This is a genomic window from Mesorhizobium sp. AR07, from assembly GCF_024746815.1.
In the GTDB taxonomy this organism is placed as follows: Bacteria; Pseudomonadota; Alphaproteobacteria; order Rhizobiales; family Rhizobiaceae; genus Mesorhizobium.
The window spans coordinates 4,992,035-5,008,997 of the sequence record NZ_CP080525.1; the positions used below are offsets into that span (position 1 = coordinate 4,992,035).

The following is a 16,963-nucleotide window of genomic DNA, read 5'->3' on the forward strand; positions in this document are numbered from 1 at the left end:
TAACGCCGCCTTTAAACTGTTTAATGCATGTCGCCAAAACTGGGAACCGGTTTCGGGACAACGGCATGCATAAGGACTGAAGCCGGTCGGGGAGCACAGGTCGCTGGCACAGAAAATCAAGCTTTCGACGATCGCGGATGCGCTCGGCGTGTCCACGGCCACGGTGTCACTGGCGCTGCGCGACAGCCCGCTGGTTGCCGGCGCCACGCGCGACCGCATCAAGGAACACGCGCGCGCCATCGGCTATATCTACAACCGCCGCGCCGCCAGCTTGCGCACCTCGCGTTCGGGCATTGTCGGCGTCGTCGTCCACGACATCATGAACCCGTTCTTCGCCGAGATCCTGCGCTCGATCGAAAGCGAGCTCGACCGCAGCCGGCAGACCTTCATCCTGTCCAACCACTACGACCAGCTCGAGAAGCAGCGCACCTTCATCGACACGCTTTTGCAGCTCGGCGCCGACGGCGTCATCATGTCGCCGGCCATCGGCACACCGGCCTCCGACATCCTGATGGCCGAGGAGAACGGCCTGCCGGCGGTGCTGATCGCGCGCACCGTCGAGGGCGCCGACGTTCCGGTGTTTCGCGGCGACGATTCCTATGGCACCGGGCTCGCCACCAACCATCTGATCTCGCTCGGCCACAAGCGCATCGCCATGATTGGCGGCACCGACCAGACCTCGACCGGCCGCGACCGCTATCAGGGTTACGTCAACGCCATGGAGGCGGCCGGGCTTGAGGTCAGGCCGTCCTGGCGCATTGCCGGCCCGCGCACCAAGCAGGCCGGCTTCGAGGCCGCCGGGCAGTTCCTGGCACTGAAGGACAATCCTACAGCTGCCTGCTGCTGGAACGACCTCGTTGCCATCGGCCTGATGAACGGCATTGCGCGCGCCGGCCTGGTGCCGGGCGTCGACATCTCCGTCACCGGCTATGACGATCTCGAAGAGGCGGCGATCGCGACGCCGGCGCTGACCACCGTCTGGAACGGCCAGCGCGAGGTTGGCCGCCGCGCCGCCAGCGCGCTGCTCGACAAGCTGAATGGGCAGACGGTGCGGCCGTCGCAGGAATTGATCAAGCCGGAACTGCATGTGCGCCAGTCGACCGGCAAGCCGGTGGAGCGTGCATGACCAAGGCCCAACATTTGCAGACCGTCGCCATCCTGGTGCCGGGGCATTTCAACGATCATGCGGTCGAGCGCATCGACAGCACCTTCAACCGGGTCAGGATCGAGCGCGCCGATCCGGCGCTGGTCACGGACGAAATGCGCGGCAATGTGCGTGGCATCGCCTCGTTCGCCGGCATCAACGCGGCGATGATGGATGCGTTGCCCAATCTCGAACTCATCGCCTCCTTCGGTGTCGGCTATGATTCGGTCGATGTCGGCCACGCGGCGGCGAAGAACATCATGGTCACCAACACGCCCGACGTGCTGACCGAGGAGGTTGCCGACACCGCGATCGGGCTGCTGATCAACACCATCCGTGACCTGCCGCGCGCCGAGACCTGGCTGCGCGACGGCAGCTGGCTGCGCAAGGGCAACTATCCGCTGAGCCGGCTGACCTTGCGCGGGCGCAGCGTCGGCATCTTCGGCATGGGCCGCATCGGGCAAGCCATCGCCAGGCGGCTGGAGGCTTTTGGCCTGCCGGTCGCCTATCACAACCGGCGCCAGGTTGAAGGTCTTTCCTACCAGTACCATTCGACGCTGAAGGGCCTCGCCGAAGCGGTCGACACGCTGATTTCGGTGGCGCCCGGCGGTGCGTCGACGGACAAGGCAGTCAATGCCGAAATCCTGTCGGCGCTTGGCGCCAACGGCGTCTTCGTCAACATCGGCCGTGGCAGCACGGTGGACGAGTCAGCGCTCGCGGCAGCGCTTGCCAACGGCACCATCGCCGCCGCCGGCCTCGATGTCTTCGCCGACGAGCCGAACGTGCCCAAGGCGCTGCTCGACGCGCCGAACACCTCGCTATTGCCGCATGTCGGCTCGGCCTCGGATCATACGCGCCGCGCCATGGCGGATCTGTGCGTCGACAATCTGGTGTCCTGGTTCACCGAGCGCCGGCCGCTGACCCCGGTGCCGGAGACGGTGAATGTGAAGGCTCGACGCTGAACGGTTGGCTGCCACACTCATTAACGTCAGCTTAACCCTTTGAAATCATTCTTCATCCTGCCCTGGCGCTTGGATGAAGAATGATGAAGACGCTTTCCGTGGCGATCGCCGCAGTTGCGCTGTTCGGCGGCGTGCAGTTGTTTCAGGGCGGCGGTGGTGAAAATGCCGCCGATGAGGCCGCGCCGTCCAACAGCTACAGGCTGGTGGCCAATGGCGACGAAGGCAATTGCGCGGTCACGCGCGGTGCCTCGGTTTCGGATGGCCTGTCGCTGTTGACGGTGGCCCCGAACTGCCGCCGGCTCCTGCCCGGCATCGAGCGGGCGAAATTCTGGCACGAAAAGCAGGATGGCACGGTCGCCTTCAGCGCCAATGGCATCGATCCGATCGTCACTTTCGCTGTCGCGGACGGCAACGGTTACGAATCCTATGCCCCGGCCATGCCATTGCTGTCGCTGGCGGCCACCGGTGACGGGAAGCCTGAGGACTGATTATTCGGCGGCGGCGCGTGCGCCGGCTTTCGCCGCGGCGTGCAGGCGAACCGCGTCGCCAAAGGCGCGGAAAATCCTGGCCGAGACGCTGTCCGATTTGACCCAGTACTCAGGGTGCCACTGGACGCCGACGGCGAAGGCTCTGGAATCCCTGACCGACACCGCTTCGACCGTGCCGTCGCTGGCGACGGCCTCGAGCTGCAGCTTCGGGCCAAGCCGGTCGACGGCCTGGCGGTGCACCGAATTGACCATGATGTCGCCCTCGCCGAACACGCCGGCCAGGCAGCTTCCGGGCTTGATCGTCACCTTCTGGCGGATGCCGAAGCGCTCGTCCTGATTGTCGCTTGCCGGCGCGCGGTGATCGAGTGACCCCTCGCGGTCCTGGATCTCGGTGGCCAGCGTGCCGCCCAGCGCCACGTTCATCTCCTGGATGCCGCGGCAGATGGCGAGCAGCGGCACGCCGCGCTCCACCGCCCGGCGGATCAGCGGCAGCGTGGTGGCGTCGCGCGCCGGGTCATAAGGGCCGTTGGCTTCGCTGGCGTCGCCGCCATAGAGCGAGGGGTGCACATTGGATTTCGAGCCGGTGACCATGACGCCGTCGACGGACGACAGAAGCTCGTCAAAGTCGAGCCGGTCGCCGAACGACGGCACCAGCACCGGAAACACACCGGCGCCAACAATCGCCGCGTCCAGATATTGCTGCGGGGCGGCATGCCAGGTGTAGTTGTCGAACTGACGAACGTCGGTCGATATGGCGACGAGCGGCTGATGCATTTTGGCTCTGTTTTCCATCTGGGCAAGGGATGTCCTGCCTACAAAATAAGCCATCCCTAGGCATTTTTCCATGACAAGTTTCAGCGTGTCGCATGGGCCACGAAACGGCCTGTTAGACTATAGTTGCAGGGCATCTGGGCTTTGCTGTCAAATCGGGCCGCCATGCTGGACTAGACTTCTTGCCCGTGTATTGTTTCGAGCGAACCGATACGGGAGCCGAGGATCTTCCGAATTTCGGTCTGTTGGTCCAAAAGGGAGGAACTTCATGGATCGTCGTGCATTCATTCGCAAGGCCGGTGTCACCGGCGTCGGCGCCGCGGCGGCGGCCGCGACGCTCGCAGCGCCGGCAATAGCCCAGTCCAATCCCAAGGTGACATGGCGGCTGGCTTCGTCCTTCCCGAAGTCGCTCGACACCATCTATGGCGGCGCCGAAGTGTTCTCCAAGATGCTGTCGGAAGCCACCGACGGCAACTTCCAGATCCAGGTCTTCGCTGCCGGTGAACTGGTACCAGGCCTGCAGGCTGCCGACGCCACCACGGCCGGCACGGTCGAGGCCTGCCACACGGTGGCATACTATTACTGGGGCAAGGACCCGACATGGGCGCTCGGCGCGGCGGTTCCCTTCTCGCTCAACGCGCGCGGCATGAATGCCTGGCACTACCATGGCGGCGGCATCGACCTGTTCAACGAGTTTCTCGCCACGCAGGGCCTTTTCGGCCTGCCGGGCGGCAACACCGGCGTGCAGATGGGTGGCTGGTTCCGCAAGGAGATCAACACCGTCGCCGACCTGTCCGGCCTCAAGATGCGCATTGGCGGCTTTGCCGGCAAGGTCGTGCAGAAGCTCGGCGTGGTCCCGCAGCAGATCGCCGGCGGGGATATCTACCCGGCGCTGGAAAAAGGCACCATCGACGCCGCCGAATGGGTCGGCCCCTATGACGACGAGAAGCTCGGCTTCTACAAGGTGGCGCCCTATTACTACTACCCCGGCTGGTGGGAAGGTGGCCCGACCGTCCACCTGATGTTCAACAAGGCGAAATACGACGAACTTTCGCCGGCTTACAAGTCGCTGCTGCGCACCGCCGCTCAGGCCACCGATGCCGACATGCTGCAGAAATATGATTACGTGAACCCGGCGGCGGTGAGGCGGCTGGTGGCCGGTGGTGCGAAGCTGCGCCCGTTCAGCCAGGACATCATGGCCGCCTGCTTCGAGAAGGCCAACGAGGTCTATGCCGAGATGGAGGCCACCAACGCGCCGTTCAAGAAGATCTGGGAATCGATCAAGGGCTTCCGCAAGGAGCACTATCTCTGGGCGCAGGTGGCCGAGTACAACTACGACACCTTCATGATGGTCCAGCAGCGCAACGGCAAGCTGTAGCGCTGACCGAGGTCTGCGCTGCCCTCATTGCCCTGCCCCCTTCCTCTCCCCCGTCGATCGGGGGAGAGGTGTCGAGCGAAGCTCGACGGAGTGGGGGTCGACCTTCGCCGCCCGCCTGAGGTTTCTTGCTCGCCAGATTGTGCCTGTCTTGCGGCGACTGTGCGTTTGGCGAACGCCTCCCCCACTCCGTCGCCGCTTCGCGGCGCCACCTCTCCCCCCTCCGGAGGGAGAGGAAAGGAGCCAAGGCCGGCAGGCAATGGGCAGCGCAAACACCCGATAACCAGCGACTCAACCCAGGCCCGGCACCACCAGCACCTTGACCTCGCCGGGCGCCGGCGGATTGGCGATCACCGCAGCCGCGTCGTCGAGCGTCACTTGCCGGGAGATCAGCCGATCGATCTCGATCGCGCCCGATGCGATAAGCTCGGCGGCGCGGCGATGGGTGTAGGGATTGAGGAACGAGCCGAGCACCTTCAATTCCCTAAACAGCAGGTCGAAGGGCTCGAACTCCGCCTTCATGCCTTGCGGCGTCACGCCGACGATGACGACCGTGCCGCCGGCTCGGGCAAGGCGCATCGACTGCTCGACGGTCTCTTGCACGCCGGCGCATTCGAACACCACGTCTACACCGCCCGGCACCAAGCCGGCCGGCCCGGCGATGGCGTCGATCACATCGCTAGCGGTCGGATCGACCGTTGCGGTGGCGCCGAGATCCTCGGCGAGCGCGCGTCGCGAGGCTTGCCTAGTCGACAGGATGATGGTCGTTGCTCCGGCCAGGCGCGCCAGCTGCACGGTGAGCAGGCCGATCACGCCGCCGCCAAGCACGACAACCGAGCTGCCTGGTCTGATTTCGGCCAGGTCGACGCCATGCAGGCAGCAGCCGAGCGGTTCGCAGAAGGCGCCATGTGTCGGCTTCAGGTCGGCAGGCAGGATGAAGGCCTGCCTCTGCGGCAGGACAAGATATTCGGCAAAGCCGCCATCGCGATGAATGCCGATGGCGCGCAGATTGCTGCACAGATTGACCCGCCCGGCGTGACAGTGCGCGCAACGCCCGCAGGCGATGTTGGGGTCGCCGGTGACACGGTCGCCAACGGAAAAGCCGGAGACGGATTTTCCGATCGCCTCTACGATGCCGGAGAATTCATGGCCGGGCGTCACCGGCGGCGTGCACGGGAATTCGCCGTGGAACAGATGCCGGTCCGTACCGCAGACACCGCAGGCCTCGATCCGCACCAGAAGATCGTCCGCGCCGGGAACGGGCTTGCCGACCTCGCGCAGCGCGATGCTGCCCACCGCTTCCAGTCGAACCGCTCTCATGATCTTGTCACCATCGACATCAGTTGAAGCTCGGGGGTTGCGACAGATCCGGCTGCGGTGCTGCCGGTCTGGCTGGCGGCGTGTCGCCGAAACTCGGTGGTTGCGACAGATCGGGGGCGGCAGGAGCAGCCGGCGCCGTGCCACCTGCAGGTGGCGCGCCGAGCGGCGACAGGCCTGGTACCTCCGGCACCTTGTAGTCGATCGTGCCGGGATCGACCACCGTGCCCTTGTAATGCATCACCATCTGCGGGAAGGCGATGGTCAGTCCGATCATGACCACCTGGATGCAGACGAACGGCACCGCGCCCCAATAGATCTGTCCGGTGGTCACCGGTGCGATCTGTTTGCCAGTGATGCGGTCGAGATAGGGCACGCGCGCGGCGACCGAGCGCAGATAGAACAGCGCGAAGCCGAAGGGCGGATGCATGAAGCTGGTCTGCATGTTGACGCCCAGAAGCACGCCGAACCAGATCAGGTCGATGCCGAGCTTGTCGGCGGCCGGCGCCAGCAGCGGCACGATGATGAAGGCGAGTTCGAAGAAGTCGAGGAAGAAGGCCAGGAAGAAGACGAGGATGTTGACGCCGATCAGGAAGCCGACTTCGCCGCCAGGCAGAGAGGTCAGCAGGTGTTCGACCCAGATCTGCCCGTTGACACCATAGAAGGTGAGCGAGAACACCCGCGCGCCGATCAGGATGAACAGCACGAAGGACGATAGCCGCGTCGTCGAGGTCAGCGCCTGCTTGACCACGTCCAGCGACAGCCGCCCTTTTGCCGCCGCCATGATCAATGCGCCGACGGAACCCATGGCGCCACCCTCCGTCGGGGTGGCGATGCCGAGGAAGATGGTGCCGAGCACCAGGAAGATCAGCGCCAGCGGCGGGATCAGCACTATGATAACCTGCTGCGCCAATCGCGACATCATGTTGATGTTCAGCCGCCTGTCGGCAATCGCAACGACATAGATCAGGATCACGCCGATTGTGGCGCCAAGAATGTCGGCATTGTCGCCATGCGCCGGCGCCAGATAGTGATACGCCGCGTAGGAGATGGCCACCGTCGTCACCAGCGCCACCAGCAGCGACGTCACGCCATGGCCGAGCGTGCGCGCTTCGAGCGGCAGCGCCGGCATCACATTCGGCCGGAAGATCGAAACGATCAGGATGTAAAGCGAATAGAGACCGGTCAGGACAAGGCCGGGAATCAACGCGCCGGCATACACGTCGCCGACCGAACGGCCGAGCTGGTCGGCCAGAACGATCAGCACCAGCGATGGCGGGATGATCTGGGCGAGCGTACCCGACGCCGCGATGACGCCGGAGGCCAGACGGCGGTCATAGCCGTAGCGCAGCATGATCGGCAGCGAGATCAGCCCCATGGCGATGACGGATGCCGCCACCACGCCGGTGGTCGCCGCCAGCAGCGCGCCGACAAAGATCACCGCATAGGCGAGGCCGCCACGGATCGGGCCGAACAGCTGGCCGATCGTGTCGAGCAGGTCTTCGGCCATGCCGGATCGCTCGAGCACGATGCCCATGAAGGTGAAGAACGGAATGGCCAGCAGCGTGTCGTTCGACATCACCCGGCTGCCGTAGAAATTGTCCGGAAGTGCGTAGAGCAGCGGCCAGGCGAGATTGATCGCCCCGCCCGAATAGGGCGTCAAAAGCACGCCGATGAAGAAGAACAGCAACCCGTTGGCGGCAAGCGAAAAGGCAACGGGATAGCCGATCAGCATGAACAGGATCAGCGAGGCGAACATGATCGGCGCCATGTTCTGGGCGATGAACTCCATCAATAGCGTACCTCGTCGGCGAGCGCCTTGGCTTCGAGTTCGGCCTGCTCGTGCGCGGAGATGAAGGGATTGGGATCGTCCATGTCGCCGCGCATGATGGCGATCTTCTTGATGATCTCGGAGATGCCCTGCAGCGCGAGCAGGAAAAATCCGACGAGCAGGATGGCCTTGGCCGGCCAGACAATCAGCCCGCCGGCGTTGGTCGACATTTCGCCGCTGTGGAACGACAACCGCACATAGGGGACGAAATAGAACACCATCAGCGTCACGAACGGCATTAGGAAGAGGATGTGGCCGAGCAGGTCGATCCAGTGCTGTACGCGGCGCGAAAACAGGCCGTAGACGATGTCGATGCGGATATGCTCGTTCTGCTTCAGCGTATAGGCGGCAGCCAGCATGAAGGCGGCGCCGAACAGGTACCATTGCAGCTCGAGCCAGGCGTTAGAGGATATGTCGAAGACCTTGCGGATGATGGCGTTGCCTGCACTGACCAGGATCGCCAGCAGGATCAGCCACGAAACCGATTTGCCGACGAATTCATTGAGGCGGTCGATGCCCCGCGACAGAGCGAGCGGCCCTTGCATGCAGTCCCCCCTTTTACGGAGGCGTGCCGGCTCCCCTTATTCCGTCACGCCGCGTGGCCCAACGGTATGCCCCGCGTGGCCGGACGGGTCAACATGGGGAAAGGCAGCAAAATGTGACCGCATGGGAGAGCGGGGCGCGATACCGGCGGTCTGCCCCCCGTCATGCAACCCAAGTCTGATGCGGCTCAGGCGATCTTGCCGGTGTCGCGGCCGGCGCCGATCAACACCAGCGTGGCGACCAGGAACAGATACATCCAGGCGTCGCGCCATTCGACCGGGAAATAGCCGGCCCACAGCGATTCGGCCATGCCGAAGGCGGCCGCACCCAGGGCCGCCCGTGGCGGCGAGAGATAGCCGCCGACCGCCGTCACGAACAGGATCTTCAACCCGTAGACGAGGCCGGAGCCGAAGCTGACATTGCCGTAATAGAGGCCGGCCATGACGCCGGCCAGCGCAGCGCAGAAGCCGCCGAACAGCACCGCACGCCGGAACACGCCGCGCACGTCGACGCCGCACATGGCCGCCGCCTTGGGATCGTCGGAGACGGCGCGCCAGCACCGGCCGAAACTCGAGCGGGCAAATGCCCAGGTGGCCAACACGATTGCCGCCAGCACCACCGCGCAGTCGATGAGCTGGATGAGCGTCAGCGTTGCCTTGAAGGTCGCACCTTGAGCAAAGACGATGGGCTGCGCCAGTATTGGCGGCAGCCACAGATCATGCGTGTCGGCGGCGATGCGACTTGCCTCCGACAACAGCAGCAGGATGCCGAGCGTCGTCACCACGATCGCATTGGGCGAGCGGTCGGCCAACGGCTCGAAGACGCTGCGCGACAGGACATGGCTGATCAGCGCCGCATAGAGGAAAGCCGCAACGATGCCGAGCACGACCGCCGACAGTAGCGTCAGCCACAGCACCTGATAGCCGAAGGCCGCGGTGAGGATCATCGTCTGGCCGCAAAAGGCAAACATCGCGCCATAGGCAAGATTGGTGCGGTGCAGGATGCCGTTGGTCAGCACATAGCCGAAGGCGAGCAGCGCGTAGAGCGCGCCCGAATGCAGCCCGTTCAGCACCTGCTGGAAGAAATAGAGCATGCAAAACCTCGGGTCATGCCGTCCAGAAGCAGCGGTTGGGTGACGACATGCTCATAAAGGCTGCGGAGACCGCATTCAGCGAAGGTTTGCATCGCTGAATCTAACTTGTCAAATGCCATTTATCGGTTAGATTCCAGGCATGACGGTATCCTGGACCCCGCACCGCTTCACCGGCGGTCTGCTTGCGCTCGACACGGCGAACACCGTCGTGCTGCGCGCCGATCCGGAGCGAACGTTCGACCGTTTCGATGATCCGGTGGAGATTGCCCGCTTCGCCGATGCGGCGAGCGGCTTTCGCGCCGCCGAGCTTGGCGACCGGCAACTGGCGGTGTCGTCGCCGGCGGCAATCGCACCCGTCGTGCTGTCGATCCGCGAGGCGACGGACCGGCTGTTTCGCGGCGCGGTCTCGAAGGGCGCGGTCGCCACCGCTGATCTTCCCGAATTCCTGAGAGCCTGCGCCGAGGGTCTGGGCGGCAGCCGGACCGAGATCGGCGCGCCGGGAAGGCCGTTTGGCGACCCGCTGACACCGATCCCCTTCGAGGCGGCGCTGGCGGTTTCGGCGCTGTCGCTGCTGCGCGACGATACCGTCACGCGGCTCAGGATCTGTCCCAACTGCACCTGGTTGTTCGTCGACAGAAGCCGCAATTCCAGCCGCCTTTGGTGCGACATGGCGGTGTGCGGCAACCGTCAGAAGGCAAGTCGTCACTATCGCCGCCGCCGCATGGCGGCCAATGAGGTCAAGGATGCCTAGAGGTCTTTCCCGTTCGATGGTTGTCGGCGCCGCGCTGATTGCGGCGCTTGCGCTCGGCGCCTGCCGCGATACCGGCAACGACGAAGGCAAGCTGTTCGAGATTTCCGGCAAGATATTCGTCTTCAACTACCGTCTCGCCAGGGCGACCTATGTCGTGACGCTGCGGCCGCTGCAGCCTATGCGAGACGGCCAGGTGGCGGTCGCCAGCTTCCAGAATCCGGCTGGCGGCGCGCCGCTGGTGGTCGAGCAGAAGGTCTGGCCGAAGCTCGACAAGGTGACGCTGGAAAGCCCGGCGCTGACCTGCGTCATCAAGGACAAGCCCTATGCGATCGCCATCAGCATCAAGGGCGCCGACGGCGCGGTTCTGCAGAAGATCGACACCACGCTGATGTCGACGGAGGACCAGTCGGTGCTGCCCGACCGGCCGCTGGTCATCGACCAGCTCTATACCGCCAATCCCGATCTCGTCGGCCATCCCGACGGCAAGCTACCGGGCGAACCGAAGCCGGATTGCTCCAAGGGCATCTGACGCGTCGTCGCCAGCCCCGGTTGCGCGGAAATTTTCGTTCGCCGGGCAATGTCCGCGGATCGGTTTCATATCCGATTCGAGATGGCGACGGACTGTTCGTTGCGCGTTGCCTGGACCCTTCGATTTTGTTTGACCTGCCTTGCAAGGGGAGAAAGGATGCGTCATCCGACCCCGACGTTGGCTGCCTGCCCCCGCGCGGCCTCCGCAGAGGAAATACCTGATGACGCTGCATGAAGTCGCGCTCGACGACAAGTTCGACCTCGCAAAGGAGCGCATCTTCCTGTCCGGCGCGCAGGCGGTCGTCCGCATGCTGCTGATGCAGCGCGAGCGTGACCGCCGCGCCGGCCTCAACACGGCCGGTTTCGTCTCCGGCTATCGCGGCTCGCCGCTCGGCGGCCTCGACATGCAGCTGTGGAAGGCGAAGAAGCAGCTCGCCCAGGCCGACATCGTCTTCCAACCCGGCCTCAACGAGGAGCTTGCCGCCACCGCTTGCTGGGGATCGCAGCAGACGGAACTGCTGGGCGAGGGCACCCATGATGGCGTCTTTTCGGTCTGGTACGGCAAGGGGCCGGGCGTGGACCGTTCGGGAGACGTCTTCCGTCATGCCAATCTCGCCGGCTCGTCCAGACATGGCGGAGTGCTCGCCCTGATGGGCGACGACCATATGGCCGAATCCTCGACCAATGCGCATGCCACCGAATTCCTGTTCGTCGACACGATGGTGCCGATCCTCAACCCGGCCGGCGTTCAGGAGATCATCGACTACGGGCTCTACGGCTTTGCCATGTCGCGCTTTGCCGGCACCTGGGCAGCGATCAAATGCGTCAAGGACAACATCGAATCGACCGCCTCTGTCGATGCCTCGCTCGAACGGCTCAACATCGTCGTTCCCGAGTTCGACATGCCGCCCGGCGGTCTCAACATCCGCCACGAGATCGACATGCTCGGCCAGGAGGAGCGGCTTCATGAATACAAGCGCACTGCTGCTTCCGCCTTCATCCATGCCAACGGGCTGAACCGCATCGTCTATTCGGGCGGCCGCAATCCGAAGATCGGCATCATCACGCTGGGCAAGAGCTATCTCGATGTCCGCCAGGCGCTGGAGGACATCGGCATCGACGAGGCGGCCGCCAACCGCATCGGCGTGCGGCTGTTCAAGGTCGGTTGCCCCTGGCCGCTCGACCTGCAGCACATCGCCGACTTTGCCCGCGGCCTCGACACCATCGTCGTCGTCGAGGAGAAGCGTTCCCTGATCGAGGTGCAGCTGCGCGAGAGCCTTTACGGCACCGCCTCGCAGCCGGTCATCGTCGGCAAGAAGGATGAGCGCGGCGACTGGCTGTTTCCGGCCAAGGGCGCGCTCGACCCCAACGAGATCGCCATCGCGCTCGGCGAGAGGATCGTCAGAACCATTGGTCCGTCCGAAGAGATAACGGCGCGGGTGGCAAAGTTGCGCCAGTTCCAGGCAATGCTGGCTGATGCCACCGACATCGGCTCGCGCACGCCGTTCTTCTGCTCCGGCTGCCCGCACAATTCCTCGACCAAGGTGCCGGACGGCTCGATAGCCGCGGCCGGCATCGGTTGCCACTTCATGGCGCTGTGGATGGACCGCAATACCCTCGGCTTCACGGCAATGGGCGGCGAGGGCGCGCAATGGGTCGGCCAGGCGCCGTTCTCGAAACGCGAGCACATCTTCCAGAATCTCGGCGACGGCACCTACAACCATTCCGGCACGCTGGCGATCCGCTTCGCGCTGTCGACCGACGCCAACATCACCTACAAGATCCTCTACAACGACGCCGTCGCCATGACCGGCGGCCAGCCGCACGAAGGCGGTCTGACCGTCGATATGATCGCCAGGCAGGTGCGGGCCGAGGGCGTCGACCGCATCGCCATCGTCACCGACGAGCCGGACAAATATGCCGGAAAAGCCGAATTCCCGGCCGGCGCCACAATCCATCATCGCGACGATCTCGATCTCGTCCAGCGCGAACTGCGGAGCATCAAGGGCGTTTCGGTGCTGCTCTACGACCAGACTTGCGCCGCCGAAAAGCGCCGCCGCCGTAAGCGTGGCACCTTCCCCGATCCCGACAAGCGGGTCTTCATCAACGAACTGGTCTGCGAAGGCTGCGGCGACTGCGGCGTGCAGTCGAACTGCGTCTCGATCCAGCCGGTCGAGACCGAATTCGGCCGCAAGCGCAGGATCGACCAGTCGAGCTGCAACAAGGATTTCTCCTGCGTCAACGGCTTCTGTCCGTCCTTCGTCACCGTGCACGGCGCCAAGATCCGCAAGGCCGAAGGCACGGCCGGCAAGGCCGATCCGCTGGACGGCGTGCCGACGCCCGCCGAATTTCCGCTTGGCGAGCAGGGCTGGGCGGCGATCATCGACGGCGTCGGCGGCACCGGTGTCGTCACCGTTGGTGCGGTGCTCGGCATGGCGGCCCATCTCGAGGACAAGGGCTGCGGCATGATCGACATGGCCGGCCTCGCCCAGAAGGGCGGCTCGGTGTTCACCCATGTCCGCATCGCCCGCACCCCCGACGATATCCATGCCATCCGCGTTTCTGCAGGGAAGGCCGACCTCGTGCTTGGCTGCGATCTCGTCGTTTCGGGCGCCAAGAAGGTGCTGACCGCGGTGCGCGAGGGCCACACCATCTTCCTCGCCAACACCGCCGAGATCATGCCCGGCGAATTTGCCCGTTCTGCCGATTTCTCGTTGCCGGTCGAGCGCCTGAAGAAGGCGATCCGCACCGCCGCCGGCGACGACAAGACGCATTTCTTCGACGCCACCCACACTGCCACCACACTGTTCGGCAATTCGCTCGGCGCCAACATGTTCATGCTTGGCTTTGCCTTCCAGCATGGCGGCTTGCCACTGTCGGCCGAGGCTGTCGAGAAGGCGATCGAGCTCAATGGCGAAGCCGTGGCGATGAACCTCTCCGCCTTCCGCTGGGGCCGTCGTGCCGCCCACCAGCCGGATTTCGTGCGCGGTCTCGTCGCCCAGCCGGGCAAGGCCGGGCAGACCGCCGCGATTGCCGAGACGCTGGACGACATTATTGGCCGCCGCGTCGCGTTCCTCACCGCCTATCAGAATGCCGCCTATGGCAAGCGCTACGCCGAAAGGCTGGCCGTCTTGCGCGCCACTGAGGCCAAGGCCGTGCCCGGCTCCACCGCGGTGTCGGAAGCCGCGGCGAAGAACCTGTTCAAGCTGATGGCGATCAAGGACGAGTATGAGGTGGCGCGGCTCTATACCGACGGCTCCTTCGCCGCCGAACTGGGCAAACAGTTCCAGAGCTACGAAAAACTCGAATTCCACCTGGCGCCGCCGATCATGGGCCGCCGCGGCAATGACGGCACGCCGCGGAAATCGAGCTTCGGACCCTGGATGATGAAGGGTTTTCGGCTGCTGGCGGCGATGAAAGGCCTGCGTGGCACCGCCTTCGACCTGTTCGGCTACACCGCCGAGCGGCGCATGGAGCGGCAGCTTCTTGCGCAATACGAGGCGGATCTGGAGCTCATCGCCAAATCGCTCGCGCCGGCCAGGGTCGACGCGGCAATTGCCCTTGCCTCGGTGCCGGCCCTCATTCGCGGCTATGGCCACGTCCGCCAAGCCAGCGCCGACAAGGCGGCGGGCGAACGCAAAAGGCTGCTCGAACGCCTGTCGAGCACGGCGGCCCGGCCCAAACTTCAGGCCGCCGAATGATCGATACGCCTTGTTTACCTGAACGACAGTTTCACCGCTTTCCGCTGCGTCACCCAGCTTGACGGCGAGGGCGCGACGGTCTTTCTAAATGTTTCTTAAGGCGGATGTGGCACTGCTTGGGTCCCCAGGGTTGGGATTCAGGCGTTGAATCTGAGAAAAAAGAACGAAATCCCGGTCGACGTCTACATTCCGTTCGTGGAAACCCTGTTTCGCGACGGGATGACGCTTTCGATCGGCATTCTCGCGCAGACTTTCCTGATTGGTCTTGTCTGGTGGAAGAACGGCGATCCGCTTTATTTGCTCGTCGCCATCGCGATGGTTCTCGTCGGTATCTTCCGCATGAGAAACTTTCGAAAATACAACAACATGCCTTCGCCCACGACCTGGGAAGAAGCGCACAGGCGCGAGAATGACTACATTCTCTATGGCTCCCTGCACGGCTTGACGCTTGGTGCCTTCTGCCTGCTCGGAATCTATTTCGCGCGCGACAGTTTCGCCGAGATCGCCTCCGTCTGCCTGACGCTGGCGACGGCAACCTCCATTGCTGGCCGAAATTACGGCTCGCCGCGCATGGTCACCATCCTGACCCTTGCCTTGACCTGGCCGATCTCGCTGGGTTTCCTGCTGCGCGGCGACATCTATCACGTTCTCCTCGGCCTGCTGTCGGCGCCATTCCTGTTTGCCATTCGAAAATTCGCCAACACCGTGCGCGATGTGCTTTTCGCGGCGGTGTCGGAGGAGAAGAAGGCGAACCGCATTGCCCAGCGCTTTAACCGGGCGCTCAACACCATGTCGCATGGCCTTGTCATGCTCGGCCCGGACGGCCGGGTGGCGGTGGCCAATGCCGAGGCCGCGCATCTGATGTCGCTCAGGTCGCCGGACGCGCTGCTCGGGCGGTCGATCCACGGTCTTTTGATGCGCGGCGTCGCCGGCGGCATGCTGGCGCCGAAGGATTGCCGCTATATCGAGGCCCAGCTGACGCGCGCCCTGCGCGAGGGCCGCGACCGCAAGGTGCTGGTTTCCCTGGCCAACGGCCAGCATTATGAATTCTCGGCTCGCGAAGGCAGCCAGGAGCTGGGCGTCATCACCTTCGAGGACGTCACGGCCCGTGTCGAGGCGGAAGACAAGATCCGCTTCATGGCACGCTACGACAACCTCACCGGCCTGCCCAACCGCGCCTATTTCCACGAACTGGTGGGCGAGGCGATGGCGTCCGGCGACCGCGACCGTCTCTGCGGGCTGGCGGTGCTCGACCTCGACGATTTCAAGAGCGTCAACGACACGCTTGGCCATCCGATCGGCGACGGGTTGATCTACGCCGTCGCCGAGCGGCTTGCCGCCATTGCCAGGCAAGGCATCACGGTCAGCCGTTTCGGCGGCGACGAATTCATGATCTTCTTCGACCGCGTCGAGGATCAGAGCCATCTGACCAGCCAGCTTGACGAGATTTTCGCCGGCCTGCAGGGGGAAGTCGACGTCGCCGGTCACGGGCTGCGCATCCAGGCCAGCGGCGGCACGGTGCTGTCGCGGGTCAAGGATACCGATGTCGACGCCATGATCGTCAAGGCTGACCTGGCGCTCTACAAGGCCAAGGAACTCGGCAAGAACAGCTGGCGGCTGTTCGAGGCCTCGATGGATGCCGCTTTCCGCAACCGTCAGCTGATGAAGGCTGATCTGCGCAGCGCCGTGGAGAGCAAGGGTTTGCGGGTGGTCTATCAGCCGATCGTGGCGATGAGCACCATGCGCATCGCCAGTTGCGAGGCGCTGTGCCGGTGGGACCATCCCGATCTCGGGCCGATCTCGCCTGGCATCTTCATTCCACTGGCCGAGGAGATGGGCATCATTTCCGAGATCAGCACCTTCGTGCTGCAGGCGGCCTGCGCCGAATGCGCCAAATGGCCGGAGCAGACCAGCGTCTCGGTCAATCTCTCCGCCAAGGATTTCCGCAACCGCGACGTCATCCAGAAGGTTCGCGATGCGTTGGCCAGCACCGGCCTCGCCGCTGGCCGGCTGGAGATCGAAGTCACCGAAACGGCGCTGCTCGACGACAAGTCGCTGACGCGCCAGTACATCGAGGAGCTGAAGCAGCTTGGCGTGCGCATTGCGCTCGACGATTTCGGCACCGGCTATTCGAGCCTGAGCTACCTGCACAAGCTGCCGCTCGACAAGATCAAGATCGACCGTTCGTTCCTGATGGACGTCACCCAGAACAACCGTTCGCTCGAACTGCTCAAGGGCATTGTCAATCTGTCACGGCCGTTGGGGCTTTCGGTAACCGTCGAAGGCGTCGAGACCTTCGAGCAGCTCAAGATCCTGGCGCTTCAGGTCAAGCCCGACCTGGTCCAGGGGTTCCTGTTCGGTTCGGCACTCAGCGCCTCCGGCATCGAGACCATGTCGAGCACGGTATGGCCCTTCGCCAAGGACATCAGGACTGCCAGGAAGGCGGTACGCCGCTGATT

The 16,963-nt window shown here is 64.2% G+C and carries 13 protein-coding genes; 8 read left to right on the forward strand and 5 right to left on the reverse strand.

The window, feature by feature from the left end; translation table 11 throughout:
* Positions 1–103: 103 nt before the first annotated feature.
* The 3 genes from BPNPMPFG_RS25155 to BPNPMPFG_RS25165 all read left to right on the forward strand — a co-directional run bounded on the left by BPNPMPFG_RS25155 (position 104) and on the right by BPNPMPFG_RS25165 (position 2,594).
* Positions 104–1,126 (forward strand): LacI family DNA-binding transcriptional regulator, encoded by a 1,023-nt coding sequence (locus BPNPMPFG_RS25155; RefSeq protein WP_258596911.1) that lies wholly within the window; start codon positions 104–106, stop codon positions 1,124–1,126.
* A complete protein-coding gene (locus BPNPMPFG_RS25160; RefSeq protein WP_258591319.1) occupies positions 1,123–2,106 on the forward strand; it encodes a 2-hydroxyacid dehydrogenase in 984 nt (327 codons plus the stop codon). The genes BPNPMPFG_RS25155 and BPNPMPFG_RS25160 overlap by 4 nt, the downstream gene beginning before the upstream one ends.
* Positions 2,107–2,189: 83 nt before the next feature.
* Positions 2,190–2,594: a hypothetical protein gene (locus BPNPMPFG_RS25165; protein WP_258596912.1), complete on the forward strand. Its 405-nt coding sequence runs from the start codon at positions 2,190–2,192 to the stop codon at positions 2,592–2,594.
* Here BPNPMPFG_RS25165 and BPNPMPFG_RS25170 read toward each other — a convergent pair whose 3' ends face one another.
* Complete coding sequence (locus BPNPMPFG_RS25170) at positions 2,595–3,368, reverse strand: gamma-glutamyl-gamma-aminobutyrate hydrolase family protein (RefSeq protein ID WP_258591320.1); 774 nt, start codon at positions 3,366–3,368, stop codon at positions 2,595–2,597.
* Positions 3,369–3,633: 265 nt separating this feature from the next.
* Between BPNPMPFG_RS25170 and BPNPMPFG_RS25175 the strand changes: the two genes are divergently transcribed.
* The gene (locus BPNPMPFG_RS25175; protein WP_258591321.1) at positions 3,634–4,743 is read left to right on the forward strand and encodes a TRAP transporter substrate-binding protein; all 1,110 of its coding nucleotides are present in this window, start codon (positions 3,634–3,636) and stop codon (positions 4,741–4,743) included.
* Between the two features lie 288 nt (positions 4,744–5,031).
* On the opposite strand, the gene BPNPMPFG_RS25180 is transcribed toward BPNPMPFG_RS25175, so the two are convergent.
* The 4 genes from BPNPMPFG_RS25180 to BPNPMPFG_RS25195 all read right to left on the reverse strand — a co-directional run bounded on the left by BPNPMPFG_RS25180 (position 5,032) and on the right by BPNPMPFG_RS25195 (position 9,524).
* Positions 5,032–6,060 (reverse strand): zinc-dependent alcohol dehydrogenase family protein, encoded by a 1,029-nt coding sequence (locus tag BPNPMPFG_RS25180; RefSeq protein WP_258591322.1) that lies wholly within the window; start codon positions 6,058–6,060, stop codon positions 5,032–5,034.
* A gap of 19 nt (positions 6,061–6,079) precedes the next feature.
* Complete coding sequence (locus tag BPNPMPFG_RS25185; RefSeq protein ID WP_258591323.1) at positions 6,080–7,852, reverse strand: TRAP transporter large permease; 1,773 nt, start codon at positions 7,850–7,852, stop codon at positions 6,080–6,082.
* Entirely contained in the window at positions 7,849–8,433 is a 585-nt protein-coding gene (locus tag BPNPMPFG_RS25190; RefSeq protein WP_258591324.1) for a TRAP transporter small permease subunit, read from the reverse strand. The genes BPNPMPFG_RS25185 and BPNPMPFG_RS25190 overlap by 4 nt, the downstream gene beginning before the upstream one ends.
* Before the next feature lie 185 nt (positions 8,434–8,618).
* Positions 8,619–9,524, reverse strand: coding sequence for a branched-chain amino acid ABC transporter permease (locus BPNPMPFG_RS25195; protein WP_258591325.1), 906 nt, complete (start codon positions 9,522–9,524; stop codon positions 8,619–8,621).
* 139 nt (positions 9,525–9,663) lie between these two features.
* Here BPNPMPFG_RS25195 and BPNPMPFG_RS25200 point away from each other — a divergent pair, with 139 nt between their 5' ends.
* The 4 genes from BPNPMPFG_RS25200 to BPNPMPFG_RS25215 all read left to right on the forward strand — a co-directional run bounded on the left by BPNPMPFG_RS25200 (position 9,664) and on the right by BPNPMPFG_RS25215 (position 16,961).
* Positions 9,664–10,275, forward strand: a complete 612-nt coding sequence (locus BPNPMPFG_RS25200) for a CGNR zinc finger domain-containing protein (RefSeq protein ID WP_258591326.1) — start codon at positions 9,664–9,666, stop codon at positions 10,273–10,275.
* On the forward strand, positions 10,268–10,804 hold the full coding sequence (locus BPNPMPFG_RS25205) for a hypothetical protein (RefSeq protein ID WP_258591327.1): 537 nt from the start codon (positions 10,268–10,270) through the stop codon (positions 10,802–10,804). Before BPNPMPFG_RS25200 ends, BPNPMPFG_RS25205 begins: the two co-directional genes overlap by 8 nt.
* Positions 10,805–11,024: 220 nt before the next feature.
* The gene (locus tag BPNPMPFG_RS25210) at positions 11,025–14,504 is read left to right on the forward strand and encodes an indolepyruvate ferredoxin oxidoreductase family protein (RefSeq protein WP_258591328.1); all 3,480 of its coding nucleotides are present in this window, start codon (positions 11,025–11,027) and stop codon (positions 14,502–14,504) included.
* Positions 14,505–14,648: 144 nt separating this feature from the next.
* Positions 14,649–16,961 (forward strand): putative bifunctional diguanylate cyclase/phosphodiesterase, encoded by a 2,313-nt coding sequence (locus tag BPNPMPFG_RS25215; protein WP_258591329.1) that lies wholly within the window; start codon positions 14,649–14,651, stop codon positions 16,959–16,961.
* The last annotated feature ends 2 nt before the right edge of the window (positions 16,962–16,963 follow it).

What these genes read in the sequence shown, in the direction of transcription:
- BPNPMPFG_RS25180 (WP_258591322.1), bottom strand. Translation starts at nt 6,060, where the DNA reads ATGAGAGCGGTTCGACTGGAAGCGGTGGGCAGCATCGCGCTGCGCGAG.
- BPNPMPFG_RS25165 (WP_258596912.1), top strand. Translation starts at nt 2,190, where the DNA reads ATGAAGACGCTTTCCGTGGCGATCGCCGCAGTTGCGCTGTTCGGCGGC.
- BPNPMPFG_RS25170 (WP_258591320.1), bottom strand. Translation starts at nt 3,368, where the DNA reads ATGCATCAGCCGCTCGTCGCCATATCGACCGACGTTCGTCAGTTCGAC.
- BPNPMPFG_RS25175 (WP_258591321.1), top strand. Translation starts at nt 3,634, where the DNA reads ATGGATCGTCGTGCATTCATTCGCAAGGCCGGTGTCACCGGCGTCGGC.
- BPNPMPFG_RS25195 (WP_258591325.1), bottom strand. Translation starts at nt 9,524, where the DNA reads ATGCTCTATTTCTTCCAGCAGGTGCTGAACGGGCTGCATTCGGGCGCG.
- BPNPMPFG_RS25205 (WP_258591327.1), top strand. Translation starts at nt 10,268, where the DNA reads ATGCCTAGAGGTCTTTCCCGTTCGATGGTTGTCGGCGCCGCGCTGATT.
- BPNPMPFG_RS25190 (WP_258591324.1), bottom strand. Translation starts at nt 8,433, where the DNA reads ATGCAAGGGCCGCTCGCTCTGTCGCGGGGCATCGACCGCCTCAATGAA.
- BPNPMPFG_RS25210 (WP_258591328.1), top strand. Translation starts at nt 11,025, where the DNA reads ATGACGCTGCATGAAGTCGCGCTCGACGACAAGTTCGACCTCGCAAAG.
- BPNPMPFG_RS25160 (WP_258591319.1), top strand. Translation starts at nt 1,123, where the DNA reads ATGACCAAGGCCCAACATTTGCAGACCGTCGCCATCCTGGTGCCGGGG.
- BPNPMPFG_RS25200 (WP_258591326.1), top strand. Translation starts at nt 9,664, where the DNA reads ATGACGGTATCCTGGACCCCGCACCGCTTCACCGGCGGTCTGCTTGCG.